Source organism: Sinorhizobium sp. 7-81 (assembly GCF_030124405.1).
GTDB classification, from domain to species: domain Bacteria; phylum Pseudomonadota; class Alphaproteobacteria; order Rhizobiales; family Rhizobiaceae; genus Sinorhizobium; species Sinorhizobium psoraleae.
The window spans coordinates 134,967-153,253 of record NZ_JASKLT010000006.1; the positions used below are offsets into that span (position 1 = coordinate 134,967).

Annotated in this window: 17 protein-coding genes and 1 riboswitch; of the genes, 8 read left to right on the forward strand and 9 right to left on the reverse strand. The window is 62.1% G+C overall.

The features are described 5' to 3' along the window. Nucleotides 1-75 precede the first annotated feature (75 nt). The 5 genes from QN224_RS20530 to QN224_RS20550 all read left to right on the forward strand — a co-directional run bounded on the left by QN224_RS20530 (nt 76) and on the right by QN224_RS20550 (nt 5,550). Nucleotides 76-828: a GntR family transcriptional regulator gene (locus QN224_RS20530; RefSeq protein WP_283978159.1), complete on the forward strand. Its 753-nt coding sequence runs from the start codon at nt 76-78 to the stop codon at nt 826-828. Nucleotides 829-896: 68 nt separating this feature from the next. Beyond that, a complete protein-coding gene (locus tag QN224_RS20535) occupies nt 897-2,423 on the forward strand; it encodes a putative N-acetylmannosamine-6-phosphate 2-epimerase (RefSeq protein WP_283978160.1) in 1,527 nt (508 codons plus the stop codon). Between the two features lie 49 nt (nt 2,424-2,472). Further along, nucleotides 2,473-3,804, forward strand: coding sequence for an extracellular solute-binding protein (locus QN224_RS20540; RefSeq protein ID WP_283978162.1), 1,332 nt, complete (start codon nt 2,473-2,475; stop codon nt 3,802-3,804). A gap of 54 nt (nt 3,805-3,858) precedes the next feature. Continuing rightward, entirely contained in the window at nt 3,859-4,725 is an 867-nt protein-coding gene (locus tag QN224_RS20545; protein ID WP_269275352.1) for a carbohydrate ABC transporter permease, read from the forward strand. 3 nt (nt 4,726-4,728) lie between these two features. After that, nucleotides 4,729-5,550: a carbohydrate ABC transporter permease gene (locus tag QN224_RS20550; protein ID WP_283978163.1), complete on the forward strand. Its 822-nt coding sequence runs from the start codon at nt 4,729-4,731 to the stop codon at nt 5,548-5,550. A 30-nt stretch (nt 5,551-5,580) separates the two neighbouring features. On the opposite strand, the gene QN224_RS20555 is transcribed toward QN224_RS20550, so the two are convergent. Next, nucleotides 5,581-6,000 (reverse strand): heme-binding protein, encoded by a 420-nt coding sequence (locus tag QN224_RS20555; protein WP_283978164.1) that lies wholly within the window; start codon nt 5,998-6,000, stop codon nt 5,581-5,583. 283 nt (nt 6,001-6,283) lie between these two features. On the opposite strand from QN224_RS20555, the gene QN224_RS20560 reads away from it, so the two are divergent. After that, complete coding sequence (locus tag QN224_RS20560) at nt 6,284-6,799, forward strand: acyl-CoA thioesterase (RefSeq protein WP_173513478.1); 516 nt, start codon at nt 6,284-6,286, stop codon at nt 6,797-6,799. Nucleotides 6,800-7,152: 353 nt separating this feature from the next. Here QN224_RS20560 and QN224_RS20565 read toward each other — a convergent pair whose 3' ends face one another. Both QN224_RS20565 and bdcA read right to left on the reverse strand, forming a co-directional pair. Then, nucleotides 7,153-7,590 (reverse strand): hypothetical protein, encoded by a 438-nt coding sequence (locus QN224_RS20565; RefSeq protein ID WP_173513479.1) that lies wholly within the window; start codon nt 7,588-7,590, stop codon nt 7,153-7,155. Nucleotides 7,591-7,839: 249 nt separating this feature from the next. Beyond that, nucleotides 7,840-8,553, reverse strand: coding sequence for an SDR family oxidoreductase (gene bdcA / locus QN224_RS20570; protein ID WP_283978165.1), 714 nt, complete (start codon nt 8,551-8,553; stop codon nt 7,840-7,842). 72 nt (nt 8,554-8,625) lie between these two features. On the opposite strand from bdcA, the gene QN224_RS20575 reads away from it, so the two are divergent. Then, a complete protein-coding gene (locus QN224_RS20575) occupies nt 8,626-9,222 on the forward strand; it encodes a TetR/AcrR family transcriptional regulator (protein ID WP_283978166.1) in 597 nt (198 codons plus the stop codon). Between the two features lie 118 nt (nt 9,223-9,340). After that, nucleotides 9,341-9,443: riboswitch (TPP riboswitch) on the forward strand. A 111-nt stretch (nt 9,444-9,554) separates the two neighbouring features. After that, nucleotides 9,555-10,349, forward strand: coding sequence for a bifunctional hydroxymethylpyrimidine kinase/phosphomethylpyrimidine kinase (gene thiD, locus QN224_RS20580; RefSeq protein WP_283978167.1), 795 nt, complete (start codon nt 9,555-9,557; stop codon nt 10,347-10,349). Between the two features lie 367 nt (nt 10,350-10,716). Here the strand turns inward: thiD and QN224_RS20585 are convergent, their stop codons facing one another. From QN224_RS20585 to QN224_RS20610, 6 genes are read right to left on the reverse strand one after another with little or no spacing between them, the layout of a single operon-like run. Next, the gene (locus tag QN224_RS20585) at nt 10,717-13,083 is read right to left on the reverse strand and encodes a polysaccharide biosynthesis tyrosine autokinase (RefSeq protein WP_283978168.1); all 2,367 of its coding nucleotides are present in this window, start codon (nt 13,081-13,083) and stop codon (nt 10,717-10,719) included. A 54-nt stretch (nt 13,084-13,137) separates the two neighbouring features. Further along, nucleotides 13,138-14,043 (reverse strand): UTP--glucose-1-phosphate uridylyltransferase, encoded by a 906-nt coding sequence (locus QN224_RS20590; protein WP_283978169.1) that lies wholly within the window; start codon nt 14,041-14,043, stop codon nt 13,138-13,140. A gap of 4 nt (nt 14,044-14,047) precedes the next feature. Then, nucleotides 14,048-15,061, reverse strand: a complete 1,014-nt coding sequence (locus QN224_RS20595) for a glycosyltransferase family 2 protein (protein WP_173513486.1) — start codon at nt 15,059-15,061, stop codon at nt 14,048-14,050. Continuing rightward, complete coding sequence (locus QN224_RS20600) at nt 15,058-15,999, reverse strand: glycosyltransferase family 2 protein (protein WP_173513605.1); 942 nt, start codon at nt 15,997-15,999, stop codon at nt 15,058-15,060. Before QN224_RS20600 ends, QN224_RS20595 begins: the two co-directional genes overlap by 4 nt. After that, nucleotides 15,999-16,991: a glycosyltransferase family 2 protein gene (locus tag QN224_RS20605; protein WP_283978170.1), complete on the reverse strand. Its 993-nt coding sequence runs from the start codon at nt 16,989-16,991 to the stop codon at nt 15,999-16,001. The genes QN224_RS20600 and QN224_RS20605 overlap by 1 nt, the downstream gene beginning before the upstream one ends. Then, nucleotides 16,988-18,196: a glycosyl transferase family 1 gene (locus QN224_RS20610; protein ID WP_173513488.1), complete on the reverse strand. Its 1,209-nt coding sequence runs from the start codon at nt 18,194-18,196 to the stop codon at nt 16,988-16,990. The genes QN224_RS20605 and QN224_RS20610 overlap by 4 nt, the downstream gene beginning before the upstream one ends. Between the last annotated feature and the right edge of the window lie 91 nt (nt 18,197-18,287).

An 18,287-nucleotide genomic window follows, 5' to 3' on the forward strand; every position in this document is an offset into this window, starting at 1 on the left:
CGGATAATACCAGTATAGCTCCAGCTGGTGCCTGTGAAGGAAATCCACAGGCGGCAGAACTGGCATGGAGCGGCAATGGCAACCGATGTCTTCGTCGAACTGATAGGCAAGGAACTCGCCGATGCGGCGCCCGGGTCGCCGCCGCTGTACAAGCGATTGAAGGCGGCAATCGAGGCCGCGATCCGCTCCAATGCCTTGAAGGCCGGTGCAGTCCTGCCGGGCGAACGCGTCATTGCAGACGCATTTTCCCTTTCCCGCGTGACCGTGCGAAAAGCGCTTGCTCTGCTTGAGGAGGAGGGGCTCCTCAATCGCCGGCATGGCTTCCGCACGGAAGTCGGTTCGCGCGTCGAAAAATCTCTGTCGACGCTGACCAGTTTTTCCGAGGACATACGCGCACGCGGGTTGACGCCCGGATGCGTATGGCTTTCCAGGCAGATAAGCCGCCCCTCGCCGGCCGAGATGATGGCATTGGGGGTCGCGGGCAACGCCAGTGTCGTCCGCATGAAACGGGTTCGAACCGCCGATTCTGTGCCGATCGCCGTCGAGATTTCAGCAGTGCCGGTTCGCTTCCTGCCGTCGCCGGATCTGGTCGGCGATTCCCTCTACGAGGCATTGGAGGCGCGGGGTTTTCTGCCCCAACGCGCGATCCAGAGAATGCGCTCGCGAGCAGCCAGCGAAGAGGACGCGCAGCACCTCAATTGCCCCCCCGGCGCTCCGTTGTTGATGACCGAGCGGCGCTGCTTCCTCGCGGACGGACAGATCGTCGAATATTGCGAGACGCGCTACAAAGGCGACGTCTACGATTTCGTGTTCGAACTGCAGCGGTAATACCAGTCACAAACTGGTTGTAATCTGGTATTTTCCATTTATCGTGATGCCGAAACGGAGTGTCACGATTGCAGCGCGAAGACATAAGGAACGGCCTGATCGTCTCGTGCCAGCCGGTTCCGGCAGGCCCGATGGACAAAGCCGAATTCGTGACCGGGTTCGCGAAGGCGGCGCTCGACGCCGGCGCCCGTGCGTTGCGGATCGAGTCCGTCGCCTACGTCGGTGCCGTGCGCTCTGCGGTCGCCGCCCCCATCATCGGCATCGTCAAACGCGACCTCCCTGACAGTCCCGTGCGCATCACCCCGTATGTCTCCGACGCCGAGGCACTCGCGGACGCCGGCGCGGACGTCGTCGCCTTCGATGCGACGGAACGGGTGCGCCCAGCCGGGATTGAGGATCTGGTCAGAGCGGTAAAGGCGAAGGGCAAGCTGGCAATGGCCGATTGCTCCTCGTTGAAAGATGCCGAGCGCGCCCTCGCCGCCGGTGTGGACTTCGTCGGCACGACGCTTTCCGGATATGTGGGTGGTCCCGAACCGGTCGACCCCGACATAGATCTCATTGCGGCCATGCGGAAGCTCACACCCTATGTCATCGCCGAGGGGCGTATCCGCTCGCCGGAACAGGCGGCCGCCGCCGTCAGGGCCGGCGCCTATGCGGTGGTCGTGGGCTCGGCCATCACCCGCACGGAGCACGTAACTTCGTGGTTCCACGAGGCTTTGGCAAAAGCTTATGGCAAGGCGGAGGGGAGGGCGGCGGAAACCGTGCTTGCGATCGACATAGGCGGCACCAAGACGATGGCGGCGCTGGTCAAAGGCGGCGCGATTATCGACGAGATCCTCGTCCCGACGGCACGCGAAGCGGGGCCTGACTCATGGCTTGCGGCCATCGCCGACAAGACGGGCCACTGGCGCGACCATTATGTCCGCGTCGGCTTTGCGGTGACAGGGCTCGTTCAGGATGGGCGCTGGTCGGCGCTCAATCCGGCGACGCTCGGTATTCCTGACGACTACCCTCTGGCTGAGAGGGCGACGCGCCTTTTCGGCAAACCGGCCATTGCCATGAACGACGCTCAGGCAGCGGCTTGGGGAGAATCTAAATTCGGAGCTGGCTCCGGCGGAAACCTTGTCTTTCTGACCATCTCGACCGGAATTGGCGGCGGGATCGTGATCGACGGACGGCCGCTATCGGGATTGGCAGGTCATTTCGGTCTCATTCGCGGCCCCTCGCAGGGGCGGTCACCGCTTGAGGACGAGACATCCGGCCGCTGGATCGCCGCAGAGGCCTTGAAGGCCGGCCATGAGGCGGACGCCGCCGAGGTATTCGAGAAAGCGAGACAGGGCGAGCCATGGGCACGAGCGATCGTTTCGCAATCGACGCTGCGCGCGGCGACCCTCTGCCGCGACATCCAGCTGATGCTCGACCCGAAACAGATTGTCATCGGCGGCGGCATCGGGCTTGCCGCCGGCTACATCGATAAGATGCGTGATCATCTGAAAGACATTGCGCCGCGTCTCGCTCCTCGTCTCCTGGCGGCCAAGCTCGGCAGCCGCGCGGGCATTATCGGCGTCGCCGATCTCGCGGGAGAGGGCGGGTAGCGACGCTTCGCATGCATTCGAACTGTCAAAGATAAGAAAGGGAACAACGATGAAACTGAACAGGACGTCTTTTTCGGCTGTGGCCGTTCTTCTCGCAAGCGTTGCCCTGCCGGGCATGTCCCATGCAACGGTCACAGTTCTCGGTTGGCCAGGCGGTTCGGAGGAGACCGCGCTCCGCGCGACCGTCGAAGCCTATAATGCCCAGTCCGGCGTCACCGATGCCGACAAGGTAGAACTGCTCTTCTTCAACCGCGACGGCTTCTTCGATAAGTTGCAGGCGGACATGGCGGCTGGCTCGGATGCCTTCGATGTCAATCTTGTCGCGACCTATTCGATCGGTCGTTACGCGCCCTACATGGAGCCCGTCGATCTGGGTACCGATGCCGGCAAGGTGTTCGGCGAGTCCGTGCTGAAGACGATGCAGTTCGACGGCAAGCAGTATGGCGTGCCCACCGATCTGTCCCTGCACTTCATGTACTACCGCAAGGACTTGGTGGACGCTTTGATGCGGGACGATGCGGCCAAGAAGAAATATGCGGAAATCGCCAAGGAGCATCTCGGCAAGGATCTGCAGCCGAAGGATCCGGACAGCTGGACCTGGGACGATTGGGCGGCGACCACGCTCTATTTCAGCAAGCAGGTGAATTCCGAGAGCCCGGTCCGCTACGGTACGGTGCTGCAGATGAAGAACCTGCTTTTTAACATGATGGTCTTCCAGTCGCTGCCGCGTTCCTACGGTGCGGATTGGATGGACAAGGAGGGCAACGTCACTGTCGATTCCGACGCCTACAAGACCGGGCTGGAACTTTACAAGAAGCTCTATGATGCAGGCGCTTCACCGAAGGATTCGCTGAGCTACGAATATGCGGAGACGAACGCGGCCTATGGTTCCGGCCAGGCGGCGACCGCGCTGCAATGGAATGCCGCCGCCGCTGATTTGACCAATGCGGAGAAGACGCCGGCGGTTGCTGAGGTCACCGGGATTGTCGCACCGCCGGCAGGTCCGGATGGCCGCGCCGACCACATCCATGGACTGGGCCTCGGCCTTAACAAGAACGCCAAGAACAAGGAAGGTGCCGTCAAATTCCTGAAATGGCTGGCCACCGAAGATGCGGCACTGCTCTACGCCCGCAGTGGTGGTTCGCCGGCGCTTGCCCCGGACGTGGTTGCCAAGGTTTCAAAGGAGCGGCCGGACCTCGTCAAGCTCGGCGAATTCGCCAGCAAATACGGCTACGTCATGAACGGCGCCACCTCGGCAAAGGCGCTTTCGGTCTATGAACTGCAGGCGAAGGAATTCACCGGCTATTGGGCCGGCCAGCAAAGTCTCGAAGATGCGCTGGCACACACCACGGCCGGTATGCAGGATCTGTTGAAGAAGTAATTCCCAGTCGGGCGCCGGCGACAGCCTGGCGTCCGGCGCACTCGATGGATGGAAATGGCTATCGTAAAACGCGCCGAAGGCAGGGCGTATCTCACGCCGCTCGTGGGCTTCCTGCTGTTTTTCCTGGGGTTTCCGGCGGCGGTCAATCTTGTCTATTCGATCTCGACCGTTTCCTTTGAAACATTGCGTAGCCCCACTCTCAGCGGGTTCGGCAACTATGCGGCGGTCCTCGCCGATCGCGAGTTCTGGGGCGCTGTCTCGTTCTCGATGCGCTTCGGCATTCTGACTGCTCTCGCGGAATGCCTGATCGGGCTTTTCCTGGCCGTCTTCCTCACGCCGCTTCTGGCGAAGCGCTCTTATCTGATGGCACCCCTGATGCTGCCGCTGATGGTCGCGCCGGCAATGATCGGCCTCATGTATCGGCTTGTTTTGCACGAGTTCGCTGGCCCGGTGCCCTATTATCTGTTCGAATGGCTCGGTGATAGCCCGGCATTCCTCGACGTCGACAACGCCTTCCGCACGCTGCTTGTCGTCGAAATCCTGCAGTGGACGCCGTTCGCCTTCCTGCTCTTTTACATGGCCTACGCCGCGATACCGCTCGAGGTTCGCGAAGCCGCCTCGCTTGATGGTGCGTCGGCTCTGAAGGCGCTCTGGTGGATCGAGTTACCGCTGATGCTGCCGACGCTGGTAATTGCCTTCTTCATCCGTTTCATCGACGGTTTTCGTGTCTTCGACAACGTCTACGCGCTCACCGGCAGCGGGGCCGGCGGATCGACGACGTCGCTCTCGATCTACATCTATCAGGCCTTCTTCAAGGGCGGGGCGATCGGCAAGGCCGTCGCGGCATCCGTCGTCCTTTTTCTGGCGTCGCTTGCGGTGCTTTATGGCCTCAACTGGATAACGGGTCGCAGGAGGCGCTGACCGATGCTAAATCTGCTGCGCTGGCTCGTTTTTTCGATCGCCGTGCTCGCGATGAACTTTCCTGTCATCGTGACAGTGATCACGTCATTCAAGACCGCGCGCGAACTGTCGTTCAACCCCGGGTTCTGGATCGGCGAACCGACACTTGAGAACTACACGCAAGTGCTGGGCGAGACCGATCGGTTCAACATCTACGGCTATCTCTTCAACAGTACCGTTGCCTCGCTGATCGGTACGGGGCTGGCGATTGCGCTCGCCTTTCCGGCTGCTTACGCCATCGCTCGGAGCGAGGCGGGAAAGCGCACGCTGCTGCCGCTCATCATCAATCTGCGTGCCGTACCGCTCATCATTTTCGCGATCCCGCTTTACATGATGTACCAGTGGTTGGGGCTGCTCGATACGCAACTCGGCCTCGGTCTGATCCTGACGATCGTCAACACGCCGCTGGCGCTCGTCATCCTCGTCAACGCGATGTCCGACGTGCCGGCGGAGCTGGACGAGGCAGCGAAGATGGACGGCGCCAGTTCCTGGCAGGTCATGCTCATGATCATCCGCCCGATCGTGCGACCGGCCCTGGTCACGACCTTCATCTTCGGGTTCATAACGGCCTGGAACGAATTCCTCTTCGGCCTGATGCTGACGACGAACCGAGCGGTTCCGATGACGGTCGGAGCATCGTTCTTCTTCGCCGCGAGCGGGGGCGGCGTGCAATGGGGCACTGCCTCGGCCGTGATGGTGCTCGGCGCATTGCCCCCCGCCTTGCTGGGCCTGTTGATGTACCGGCAGATCTCGGCGTCTTTGACTGCCGGTGCCGTGAAGGGCTAGGCACGCGCTTGCGCGCGCCCACTCGACTGCTCAACCCGGATCGGCGCCGATTGCCTTCAGGGCTGTGCGGGCTACTTCGAAATCCTGCTCGCCCGTGCCGGAGCCGACGCCGATGGCGCCGGCAAGTTTGCCCCCGAAGCGAATGGGCAGACCGCCCGGAAGATGCGTCACCCCGCCCTGCGATGCGATTCCGGCGGCAACGCCGAACTCGACCGGCATCGCGCCAGTCGGCCCGTTGATCGAGGCCGCGGTGCGGGCCTTGGAGCGGGCAGTATGCATGCTCAGATATTTCGCGCCGTCCATGCGGATGCTGGCGATCGTCTCGCCGCTGGCGTCGACGACGAAGACGCATTGCGGAACGCCGATGCTTTCCGCGTGACGCACTGCCGCCGCAAGGGCATTCATTGCGCCTTCGTGGGCAAGGCTGATCGTCTCTTTGTAATTTGCCATCGTTCTCTCCCTGTTTTCGTCACGACACTACAACGGGGCGGGAAAGAGAATGCTCGTGTTCGGCGAAGCACTTTCGCTGTCGGGGAACAAGTCGGAGTGCCATGTTGCGCCGGGCGAGCAGAGACTGGGCTTGTTGTGGGCGAGTAGGAAGGTTGAAGTCATCACGTCATGGCGCTGTCGGCTGGGGGCCGTCTGCAGCGCCGCACAACGAACCAGACGGCGTCATCGTTGCGCGGTATGATGTTTTTGACCCGGATGGCAAACACGAAAAGGATAGGGACCGATGACGCCGATGGAGCAGGATGCGCGACGGCTTGAAATGACCGTTCTGATGACGCCGGACATGGCCAATTTCAGTGGCAAGGTTCATGGCGGTGCGCTCTTGAATCTGCTCGACCGCGTGGCCTTTTCCTGTGCTTCGCGCTTTTCGAAGCAATATGCGGTGACCTTGTCCGTTGACCAGGTGATCTTCAAGGAGCCGATCCAGGTGGGCGAACTGGTCACCTTCCGCGCATCGATCAACTATGCCGGCCGGACCTCGATGGAGGTCGGTATTCGCGTGGAGGCGGAAGATATCCGTGCCGGTACCCGACGGCATACGAACTCGTGCTACTTCACCATGGTCGCCGTTGATAGCGCAGGCCGCCCGGTGGAAGTGCCGCAATGGCGTCCCGAGACGGCGACCGACCAGCGCCGGCATCGCGCGGCCGAGTTGCGCCGGACGCTGCGGCGCGAGTTCGCCAACCGTCTGGAGGCGGTGGCGCAAACCGGCCGCGACGTGGAAGGGGCGCCAGGTTGAGGCGGGGCACCGGTCATTCTTGCGGTGATCGGTCAATTCCGCCGCACGAGCGATCTTCTGCCGCGAAGTGATATTGGGCTTATCTCGCACGGAACGGGGGGCGAAGCTGACCTACGATGCGATCATCTGGCTCAAAGAGCGGGAAGTAGTTCGACAGGCAGCGGGATGATGACAAAATCCCACGCGCGTGAAGAGGCGGGGCCACACGCGGGCCCCGACAAACAGCCCTGGAGACCAAAACACTTTCGTCCCGGCCGAACGGTCGGGCTGATCGAATAATCCGGCGGCATCCGCTCTGCGGCAGGCCAAGCTGGCCGCTTAGCCATGAGCCCGCAGAGCGTTGCCGGCTCGCTTCAACCGACGAAGATCGCGCGCAAACGCGCGAACAGGCCTGTCTGTTTTCCCGCGATCGCTGCACGGATGTGACGGGCTGCCGTGGCAGCACTCACCGTGGCACCGAAGTGGCAATAGCAGATAACCCTGTGCAATTGCTCGTCGCTCAGTTCGAAGAACCGCTTTGCTTCGCCGTAAGTGTCATTTTCCAATCCGGCTGCGCGCAGGACAGGATCCTTGAATGCGACCGAGATCGGCGAGTCGTCGCCGCGCATGGTCGCACGCACTCTGGCCGGCTGATACTCGGTCTCGTGCAGCGTCGAGAGGTGGCGATGGGGGATTTGTTCCAGGAGTTCCGCCCAGCGTTCCAGACGCTCTGCGCGCGTTGTCAGCCGGCGTGGGAAATCCTGTTTGACCTCGGCGACGATCTGCAGTTGGTCGAGTGCATGGTGCTTCATTTTGGCCTCCATTCAGACGATAGTTGCTCCGCCCCATTTCCGAATTTAGCCCGCTATAAAGGTGACTCTTACGGGTGCCGAAGTCCAATCACGATGTGCTCTGGGGAGCCCCTTTCACCAAAATGTGCAGCCTTCACAACGATGTGGCCGTGGTGCGAGACCGTTTTGCGCGTGTCCGGTGATATTGCCGAGCAGCTACAACCGCGCGCCGGTTGCGACCGGCGTGCGGGGTTTGATCGTCGCGGCGTGCTACGCGCCGAACCCGCCGTCGATGGTGTGGAGCGCGCCGGTCGTGAACCCGGCTTCGGGACCGGCGAGATAGGCGGCCAGGCCGGCGACTTCCTCCGGGCGACCGTGGCGCTTGATCGCCATGAAGCTGTGCATGAATTCGCTCATCGGACCGTCCTCCGGGTTCATGTCCGTACACGTCGGACCGGGCTGGATGACATTGACCGTTATGCCCTTGTCTCCGAAATCGCGCGCGAGGCCGCGTGCCATGCCCTGCACTGCCGACTTTGTCAGCGCATAGGCGGCTCCGCCGGCAAAGGGCATGCGGTCGCCGTTGACCGAACCGACGATGATGATACGGCCGCCATCGGGCATCTGCCGCGCGGCCTCGACCGCCGCGTGATAGGGCGCGCGTACATTGACGTCGATCATACGGTCGACCGCATCCGCATCGACTTCAAGCGGATCGCCGAGGACGAGCGATCCAGCATTCACGACGAGCACGTCGAGCGCGCCTTGATCCCTGACGACCTTAGTGACCGCGTCACGGTTCGCGGCATCGGATTGAATTGCGGTCGCGCCCGTTTCCAACGCGAGTGCCTTTGCTGCTTCGGTTGAGCCCGCATAGGTGAAAGCGACGGTCGCGCCTTCACCGGTAAAACGCCGGACAATGGCCGCGCCGATACCGCGGCTACCGCCTATGACGAAGATTTTCTTGCCGCTGAAATTTGCCATGATTCGCTCCTTGAGAAGAAATGTAGTAAACGCTACATAAAGAGTATTCCACATTGGCGCAAGGATTTTGTAGTGACTGATACAAAAAATGTGAAATCGCGCGGGCGACCCCGTAACTTCGACGTAGACGAAGCCGTCGGCAAGGCGCAGGCGCTGTTCCATCAACGGGGATATGACGCCGTCAGCCTTGCCGATCTGACGGCAGCCCTGGCTATCAATCCGCCGAGCTTCTATGCCGCATTTGGTAGCAAGGCCGATCTCTATGGGCGTGCGCTGGAGCGCTATGCGAAGACGGAGGGGCTGGACTTCGATCGTCTGCTCGCGCCGGAAAAGCCGCTGAACGAAGCGCTGGCGGCCCTGTTCGACGCTGCGGCCGTTGCCTACACGGCACATCCCGAGGCGACCGGCTGCCTGGTTATCGAAGGTGCGCGCGGCGGTACGGATGCGGTCGCTTGCGACAAGGCAAAGACGCTGTGGCGTCGGAGCCGGCAGGTGGTGCGCGATGCGATCGCTGACCGAGCGGCAGACCGCGCGGACGAGATCACGGACTATGTGATGGCGGTCCTGGCGGGCCTCTCGGCAAGCGCCCGCGACGGTCTCGGTGCCGCCCGACTGCGCGCAATCGGGCGCACGGCATCGCTGGCCTTCATGTCCGACAAGGCGCGATGAGTCTTCTCACGGCCCTCAATCGTGCTCTGACTGCGTCGCGGCGATGAAAGACTCGGCTACTCTGCCGTGCGACGGCCACGCGACGTTGACAGACCGGTTCATCTGTCCGATACAATGCGAGCATTCCGAGGGGAGCACCGAGCGGTGCTGAGATGGCGGTGAGCCGAACCCTTGAACCTGATCCGGGTCATGCCGGCGTAGGAACGGGAACACGGGCCTTTGACGGCCTTCATCCACGTCTTCGCGATTTCCCGGATCTCCGTGATATTCCGATCTGGAGACCGACCGATGATGCACTCGCCTTTCTCACCCCTTGTCGCGGTGAAAATCCGATGACGGCGATCGCACTGACGATAGCCGGGTCCGACTCCGGCGGCGGCGCCGGCATTCAGGCGGACCTCAAGACCTTTTCCGCCCTCGGTGTCTATGGCGCCAGCGTCATAACGGCGGTCACGGCTCAAAACACGAGGGGCGTCACCGCCGTCGCCGACCTTTCACCGGAAATCGTCACGGCGCAGATCGATGCGGTATTTTCCGATCTCGATGTGGCCGCCGTGAAAATCGGCATGGTCTCACGCCGGGAAACAATCGCCGCCATCGCCGACGGACTGCGTCGTTTCGGCAAGCGCGCCGTTGTGGATCCGGTCATAGTGGCGACTTCGGGCGACCGGTTGCTGCGGCCGAATGCGGTCGCCGCCCTGGCGGAGGAACTCTTGCCGCTGGCGCTTGTCGCCACGCCAAACCTGCCGGAAGCCGCGTTGCTGACTGGCCGTTCCGTCGCCGAGGATGAAAAGGAGATGGCGCGGCAGGCCGAAGCCATTCTCAAGAGCGGCGCCCGCTCGGTTCTGGTCAAGGGAGGGCACCTGCAGAACGGCGAGGCCACCGACCTCTTTTTCGACGGCAACGTCATTACTCGCCTCCCGGCCGCGCGGGTAGAGACGATCAACGATCACGGCACGGGCTGTACGCTTTCGGCAGCGGTCGCGGCCGAACTCGCGCTCGGGCAGCCACTGACGGATGCCGTACGCGCGGCCAAGGCCTATCTGCACGCTGCGATTTCCGCAGCGGATGCCTTGGCCGTGGGCAAGGGACGCGGTCCCGTGCACCACTTTCACAGCTGGTGGTAGTAGCCGCGAGACGTCGTCGAAACTGCACCCGCCCGCAAGCCGCTCACGGCGCCTTGGTGTCGCCACGGTTGCGACTCAAACATGATTTCATCCATGGTTAATGGGCTCTGCGGCGCCGCGCGTCTTATCAGACGGCGGCTCGTTCCTTGCGGAGTTTTTCCTGTTTCATGCGCTGGCACTCGCTGTGCCGGCGGTCGTGGTGGTACCGATGGCGCTGGCTTATCGTCGGGCTCGATCGAAAGCCGTCACGATGATTTTTCGCCGCTGCGGAAATCCGAAGTCAGTCAAAGTCAGGTCGCTTCCCGGTTTCGGTGAAACCGGCAGCAAGTCCGCACCTGCCTTCGCAGATGCGGACGCGAGCCATGAGCTAAGCTGCGGGGCGGTTCCCGTCGATCGTATGCTCGACATAGTATTTGCCATAACGATGCCGATATTTTTCCACACCGCCGAAGTCGCTGTACTTCGAAAGCTCGTCCATGTCGGTCTTGTTGAGGATAACCCCAAGCACCTTTGAATTGATCTGCGGCTCGGAATGCAAGACGTCGCGCACCAGTCGGGACGGCGTTCTTCCCCATTCGACAACGAAGATGAAACCGTCGGCGAGCGGAGCAAAGGCCTTCGCATCCACAACGGGTGCCAGCGGCGCGAGGTCGACGACCACGTAGTCGAACGAGCTGCGCGCGTTCTCGATCAGGTTTGCCATGGCAGCCGATGCGAGCAGTTCGTGGCTTTGATGCGGTTGATGATGGGACGCCTCGCCGCCAACCGGGAAAATGGCAAGCTTGGTCCGCTGGTCGACCTTGATGCCGGCGGGCCAGGTGGCCTCTCCCATCAGCGTCTCGACGAGCCCCGTGCGCGGAGCGGGCGTGATCATCTGGGTGAGGCCGGGCTTGCGTATATCGCCGTCGATCAAGAGCGTCCGCTTGCCGCTTGCGGCCAACAGCGCCGCGAAGTTTGCGGCGACGACGGATTTCCCCTCGTCCGGAACCGCCGAAACGATCCCGATCACGCGGCTTTCGTTGCCGTGCAGCATGTGATCGCAGGCGAGCTTGGCGTTTCTGAAGGTTTCCGCAAAAGAGGATTGCGGCGCATCGAGGACCATGCGCGACAGGCGCTGGAATTCCACTGTCCCTTCGGGGATCGCTTCTGGTTGCCTGTCGGACGCAAAGCGCGTGCGCACGAGTTCCGCAGACTTTTTCGGTCGTATGCCGACCAGCGGAACATAACCGAGCGACTTGTGGCCGAGGATGGTGCGCACGTCGTCTTCAAGACGGAAGGTTCTCTCGCGGAACTCCTGGAACGCGGCGAAGGCGCCGCCGGCCATCAAGCCGAGCACGGCGGAAAGTGCAAGCGTCAAGGTCTTCTTCGGGCTCGATGGTGCCGTGGGAACTCCGGCTTCGGAGATGACCCGGGCCTTGGCGATCGGGAAGGAGCGTTGCTGCGCCGCCTGCTCGTAGCGGCCGAGATAGGACTCGTAAAGCGTCTTGAGCGCCGCCGCCTTCTGTTCGAGCTCCCTCAAATGAACAAGCGACTCGCTGGCGTTCGTGTTCCGGCCCACGACCCCTTCGATGCTCTCGCGCAACGACGACTCGCGTGAGCGGGCGACTTCGTATTCATTCTTGTAGCTTGCCGTCAGTTGCTGCAGTTCCTGATAGATCTGCCGCGCGATGTCGGCCTGCTCGGTCCTGAGCGATACAGCCTGCGGGTGGTCCTCGCCAAAGTTCTGGGCGACCTCCTGCTCGCGTTTGCCGATGGTGAGATAGCGGGCCCTGAGATCGCGGATAACCATGTTGTCTCCCTCCTTGGGAGAGATGGTCGCGTTGTTTACGGCGGTCTCGGGCCCCTGGTCGATAATCGACTTGAACTGGTTGTAGCGCGCGGAGGCGGTGGCCGTATCGGCCTGGGCGACGATGAGCTGGCTGTTGAGGTCCGACAGTTGCTGTTCGGACATCAGTTCACCGCGCGCGGCGGTCAGACCGTTTTCGCTCCTGAACCGCTCAACCTCGAGTGCTGCCGCCAGCGAGCGCTGCCGCAGATCCGCGAGGCGTTCCTGCAGCCAGACGGAAGCCCGTTCCGTCGCTTCGAAATTGGCGTTCAACTGATCGGTGAGATAGGCTTCCGCATAGCCACGCACGACGGTAGCGGCAAGCAGGGGATCGCTCGACTTGTAGGCTAGTGCGACTACGGAGCTTCGCGATACGCGCTCGACCGTCAGGGCCTGCTGGATCAACGCTGCTGCCTTCAATCGCCGGCCGTTGCGTGCCGCCTCCTCCGAAACCACGGGACCGGACGAAAAGAGGCCGGTCGCTGTCCTCAGCCACTCCTTGACGATGGCAACCGGCGAACGCGGCGGATTGATGATCGTCTCGTTCTCGGAAAGGTTCAGCTTGTCGACAACCCGCAGGGCAAGCTCGCCGGACTTCAGGATCTCCACGGCGCTTGCGATCTGGGTGTCCAGCATCTGGCTGTTTGCGGGCGTTGGCTCTTCCTCGGCAAATTTGGACAGATTCTCGTCAAGCAGAATCTGCGTCATGGAAGTGTAGATCGATGTCGCAAACAGCAGGTAGGCGACGCCCAGCATGATGAAGAGGACAACAAAGGCCGCAACCAGCTTGGCCCTGCGAACGACAATCGCCAGAAGTCGATCAAGATCGATAAAACCGTCGGCTTCTTCCTCGCGGGGCACGATGCTCAAGGGGACACTTCTCTGTTTCATGGGGGCCGCTCTGTTCATTTTTTTCTCCGGTCCGTGCGCCGGCGGCTCCAGGAGCCGCCGGGAAACATTTGCTTATGCCGCTCGGATGCGGCTTTCGTGAGACAGGACAATCTCGCGAACGGATTCGAGCACCATCTCGCCGATATCCGCGCGGTTGAGCGCGAAAGCGACATTCGCCTCGATGAAGCCTTGCTTCGAACCGCAGTCGAAGGTTCTGCCCTCGTAGGGATGGGCGTGGAAGGGCTGTGTCGTCGAAAGCTTCAGCATGCCGTCGGTCAACTGGATTTCGTTGCCGGCGCCGCGCTGCTGGTGCGCGAGAATGGAAAAGATCTCCGGCTGGAGAATATAGCGCCCGTTGAGATAGTAGTTCGACGGTGCCTCTTCTGGGGTAGGCTTTTCGACCATCTGCGTTACCGCGAACCCGTGCCGAACCGTTCCGCCCTTGCCGACGATGCCGTATTTGGACGCGTCCTCGGGGGCGCATTGCTCGACGGCGACGACATTGCCTCCGACTTCCCGATAGAGATCCATCAGTCCGGCCATGCAGCCGCGTGCGCCGAAGGAGAGCATGTCGGGAAGCAGAAGCGCGAAAGGCTCGTCGCCGATAAGGTCGCGTGCGCACCACACCGCGTGGCCGAGACCAAGCGGGGCCTGCTGGCGTGTGAAGCTCACGGAGCCGGCGGTCGGCAGCATGCTTTCGAGCTCGGAAATCTGTGCTTTCTTACCCGAACGCGACAGCGACGAGATGAGCTCGGGCGTATCGTCGAAGTGGTCCTCGATTGCCTGCTTGTTGCGGCTGGTGACGAAGACGATGTGTTCGATACCGGCCTGACGCGCCTCGTCCACGGCGTATTGAACCACGGGCCGATCGACGATCGTCAACATTTCCTTCGGCACGGCTTTCGTTGCGGGAAGGAACCGGGTTCCGTTTCCGGCAACCGGAATTACTGCTTTTCTGACGGTCCTGATACGGTCCATTGTATCATCCTTTGCTTGTGTGAGGGCTCTCGCCGCCCAGCGGGGATCGTTCAGCCGCCACCGTCATGGGGGCGGTCTCTGCGGATCGCGCCGCAAGGCGGCGCAGTCGTACGGCGATCGGCATGTGCAAATGCCGAAGCGCAAGGGGGTCGGCGAGCGCGGCCTTCAGCGCGCCGGCCAACGATCTTTTTTTCAACTGCTCGACCAGCAGTAGAAACGAGCGCGCCTGGTGGAAGCCGCGGGTACGCTTGCGCTGCATCCTTTCCGACAGGACATCGAGCGGATAGCGGCGCAGGAACGCTTCATCTGCGGACATCATGGCGTCGATATGCTCCAGCTTGAGCACGCGTGAGATGGAACCCTCGCGGATATGATAGATGTAGCCGGCCGAGGGTTCGATGGCGCAGCGGCCGCCGGAGGCAAGGGCGGAGGCAAGCAGAATATAGTCTTCGCCGATCCGGAGCGTCTCGTCGAAACGAAGATCATGCTCCTCGAGGAAGCGCCGCTCGAAGACCGGCTTCATGTAGCCGAAGTTGTGCTGCGAGCGAAAAATCACGTTCGACCCGATGAAGGCGGCGAGTGTCAACAGCGGCTGTCGAGCGAGCTCGGCCTCCGAGAACATTCTAACGCTGCGCCCATCAAGCGAAACGACGTCGAGATTGTCGACGACGACCTGGGCTCCGGATTTCTCGGCGCGCTCGATCATTCGCGCCAGCCGATCCGGCCTTACGGTGTCGTCCGAATCGAGAACCGCGATCCATTTGCCGCGCGCCGCTGCCAAGCCCACATTGCGGGCCCCGCCGGGGCCGCGATTGTGCTCGAGCGCAATCAGCCGCACCCTCGGATCGCCGATCGTCGAAACAATGCCCACCGTCCCGTCCGATGAACGGTCATCGACGACAACCACCTCGACGGCAACGCCTTCCTGGCGAAGCGCGCTCTCGACGGCGCGGACAATCGTGTCCGCGGCATTGTAGGCAGCCACAACAAAGGTGACGTCCGGAACGAACTCACTCATGCCGACGTCACTCCCGTTGCTCCGTACTGTTCGAGTTGCTTGTGACCGAGAAGCCCGCTCACGACGCCGGCGTGCATGATCGCGCGCAACGCAAAACGATAGCGATGCACGGGAGAAGGCAGGAAAAGCAGGGCCGCCAACGAGCAATAGACCGACTTGGCAGACGCCAGAGCCAGATTCCACGGCTGCCGTGAACCGTTTGATTTCTCCGCCAGCAGGCGGCCGTGCGTCTGGCCGGAACGAAAGCGACGCTTCGAAAGCCATGAGAGGGAGGCGCGTTTTTCCGGAACCGGCTCATCGACCCAGGCCTCCGAAGCAAAAGCGATGGTTCCGCCGGCGTCATGCATCGCGGCGAAAAAGTCCGTGTCCTCGCCACCGCTCTTGCCGAGTGCGAGCTTGAAGCGGCGGCCATTAAGCGCAGGCGCTCCGATGTTCAGCAGGACGTTGCAGGTATAGCCGGTGCGAATTTCACCGCCGACCCAAACGGGCCGGGTCGAATGAAAGTCGCCGCGACGCATCCAGGCAGGTGCCGACGTGCCATAGGTGGCACGGACAGGCCCCAGAACCGCATCGGAGCGGGTCGTGCGCGCCGCTTCCAGCAGGCTTACCAGCCACTCTTTCGAAGCGGTCTCATCGTCATCGATGAAGGCGAGAAAATCGCCTGTGCTGCTGTCGAGGCAGGCGTTGCGTGCGAGCGAGATGTTCGACGCCGGGCAATGGACATAGGTCAAGTCGAAGGGCATCTCCGCTCGGAGAGCCTCCACGAGAGGTTTTGCGCTGGGTTCGATGTCGTTGTCCGCGACAATGATGCGGATCGCGGCCCCGGCAGGCACCGCGATTGCGCCGAGCGAACGAAGCGTCTGGACGAGCTCCGGCCGCCGAAAGGTGCAGACGGCAATATCGATCCGCACCGGCGAGACTTTCTCGGTCGCTGTCATCATGGGATCACCCGAAACCGTCGCAAGTCGAGAAGCTCGCGCCAGAAGCCGGCCGACCAGGCGAGGTGCATGACCATGGCCGAGATCGCGGCCAGCGGTCCATAGGGATTTCGCTCACCGAGCACCATCCATGCTCCATAGCCAAGGCACGCGAGCGCCCAGACACCGAACGGGATGACGGCGATCCAGTTGACGACCGCAAGCAGCGCCCCGACTGCCACGGGTGCTACCGCCAGCGGCAACAACTGCCGCAAGCCGGGCATGGCGCGATGTTTCAGGAAGTTCTTCGCCCGGCCCCGGCCATAACCGAAATATTGCCGGAAGAGCGGACCAACCTTCGAGCGCGGATAGTAAACCATGTTCGTCTTGTCGGTCATCCAGATACGGTAACCGGCTTTTCCCAGGCGATAATCCAATTCGGCGTCTTCGTTGTGGCTGAAGGTCTCGTCATAACCTCCGACCGCCTCGAAAGCGGCGATGCGCATGAGCGCATGGTGTCCGTGGTCGGCCCAATGGCCGGTGGCGCCGGCTCGATGCTTGGAGCCACCGTTGCCAAGCTTTGAGTTCTGCGCGAAGGCGGTCGCCTTCTGAAAGGTGCTGACGCCGACGGTCTCCATTGCCACGACCACGGCGTCGGCGCCGGTCGCCAAGGCCTCTTCGACGAGACGCTGGCAATAGTCGTCCGGGTAGCTTCCGTGCGCGTCGATGCGGATCAGGTAGTCGAAGGAGGCTCCAAGTTCCGAAACGGCGCGGTTTATCGCGGCGCTCTGTATGCGCATCGGGTTATCGAGGAAAAGGACACGCTCGTCCTCGGCTGCAAGACGGCTCGCAATCTTGCGCGTGCCGTCGGTGCTGCCGCCGTCGACAATCGCAATCGTTGCGTTCAGCGGCCCCAACGACGGCCGCAGCTTCGTGACCAGTCCCTCGATGTGCTCAGCCTCATTGAGGCAAGGAATGACGATCAGGCTGGATGTCAAACAGTCGGTGTTCATAGCAATCCACCCTCGTTGTGGCGGGGCTGCGGCACGGCCGGCGTCGGCATCGTCTCAGGCGTTTCGGCGGCGAGCGCCGTGAGGCGCCGCACCAGTGCCTCGCAGTCCGTACGATCGAACACCCAGGTTCCCGGGTTGCATTGGGCGACACCCTCAGTCGCCTCGATGTATCGATCCGGCGTCATCGGACCGAGCAGAGCGGCCAGGCTCTCGGCGTTGGCCTCCTCCAGCACCAGCCCAATGCCCCGCACCGAGAGAAAGCGCGCCGTCTCCGTGCCTTTCATGGCTATCGGAACCCGCCCGTAACGGCATCCCTCATAGAGGCGGTTCGGCAGCAGCCATGCGGAGTTCTGGCCTTCCTCGAAGAAATCGATCGCCCAGGTGAAATGGACGCCGCCATAGATGTCGGCGAGATCTTCGGGATTGCGATAGGCGCCCTCGAAGCTCATGAAGGGCTCATTTCGGACGAACGCGTCAAAGTCCTCGAATTCGGAGTAGGCGGGCCGGCCGCGGAGAACGATTTCGAAGCGGCCCTCCATCTTTCGCGAGAAGTCGGCAAGCAGCGCCAGCGACTTGCTGCAGCGCAATGCCCCAAACCAGCCGATCTTCCACGGTGGACCGGGCACGGGGCATTGCGCCGAATCGGCGATCCGATCGGCGGGGCCATCGATTTCGAGGACCTTGTTTTCGAGAAGCAGTGCTGGTGCATCGAGACCCGAGAGCGGGCGAAAATAGTGCTCGATGAAAGCCGGCGAACTGGTGATCAGCCAACGTGCGTCGCGTCCGAGGTGGGCTTCGGTGGCACGCAGCGCGCGCCCGACGACGTCCTTGCGCAAGAGCAGCCGGTGTATGTCAAGGCATTCATAGACAATCGGGACCCCGCCGCCGAAAAGCGCCACGGCGCGCTTGGCAACGGCCAGCATCTCGAGGTTGCGGGCGATGATGAGGTCGGGCTTTCCGACATTCGCCAGCTTGCTCTTAAGCGAAAGGCAGGCGGAGGCAATCGCTCCGATCCGTTGCGCGAAACGTCCGTCGGCTGTCACGCCGAGTTCGATCGGCTCAATGCCATGCGTCGCGGCGAGCGAATTGACGTCGCGGCGAAAGCCGGCAAGCGTCACCTTCGCGCCACCCGCGACAAGCGTCAGAATTCGACGACGCACCGCAGGATCGGCAAGGTCCTGTGCCAAATAAAGTATCTGCAGCATGAAAACATCCGTTTCCGTGCTCAGCCCCGGCCGAGCTTAGTTCAGTTTCTTGTGCATCGCAACATGTTGCTGCATATGCTCAATACTTGGT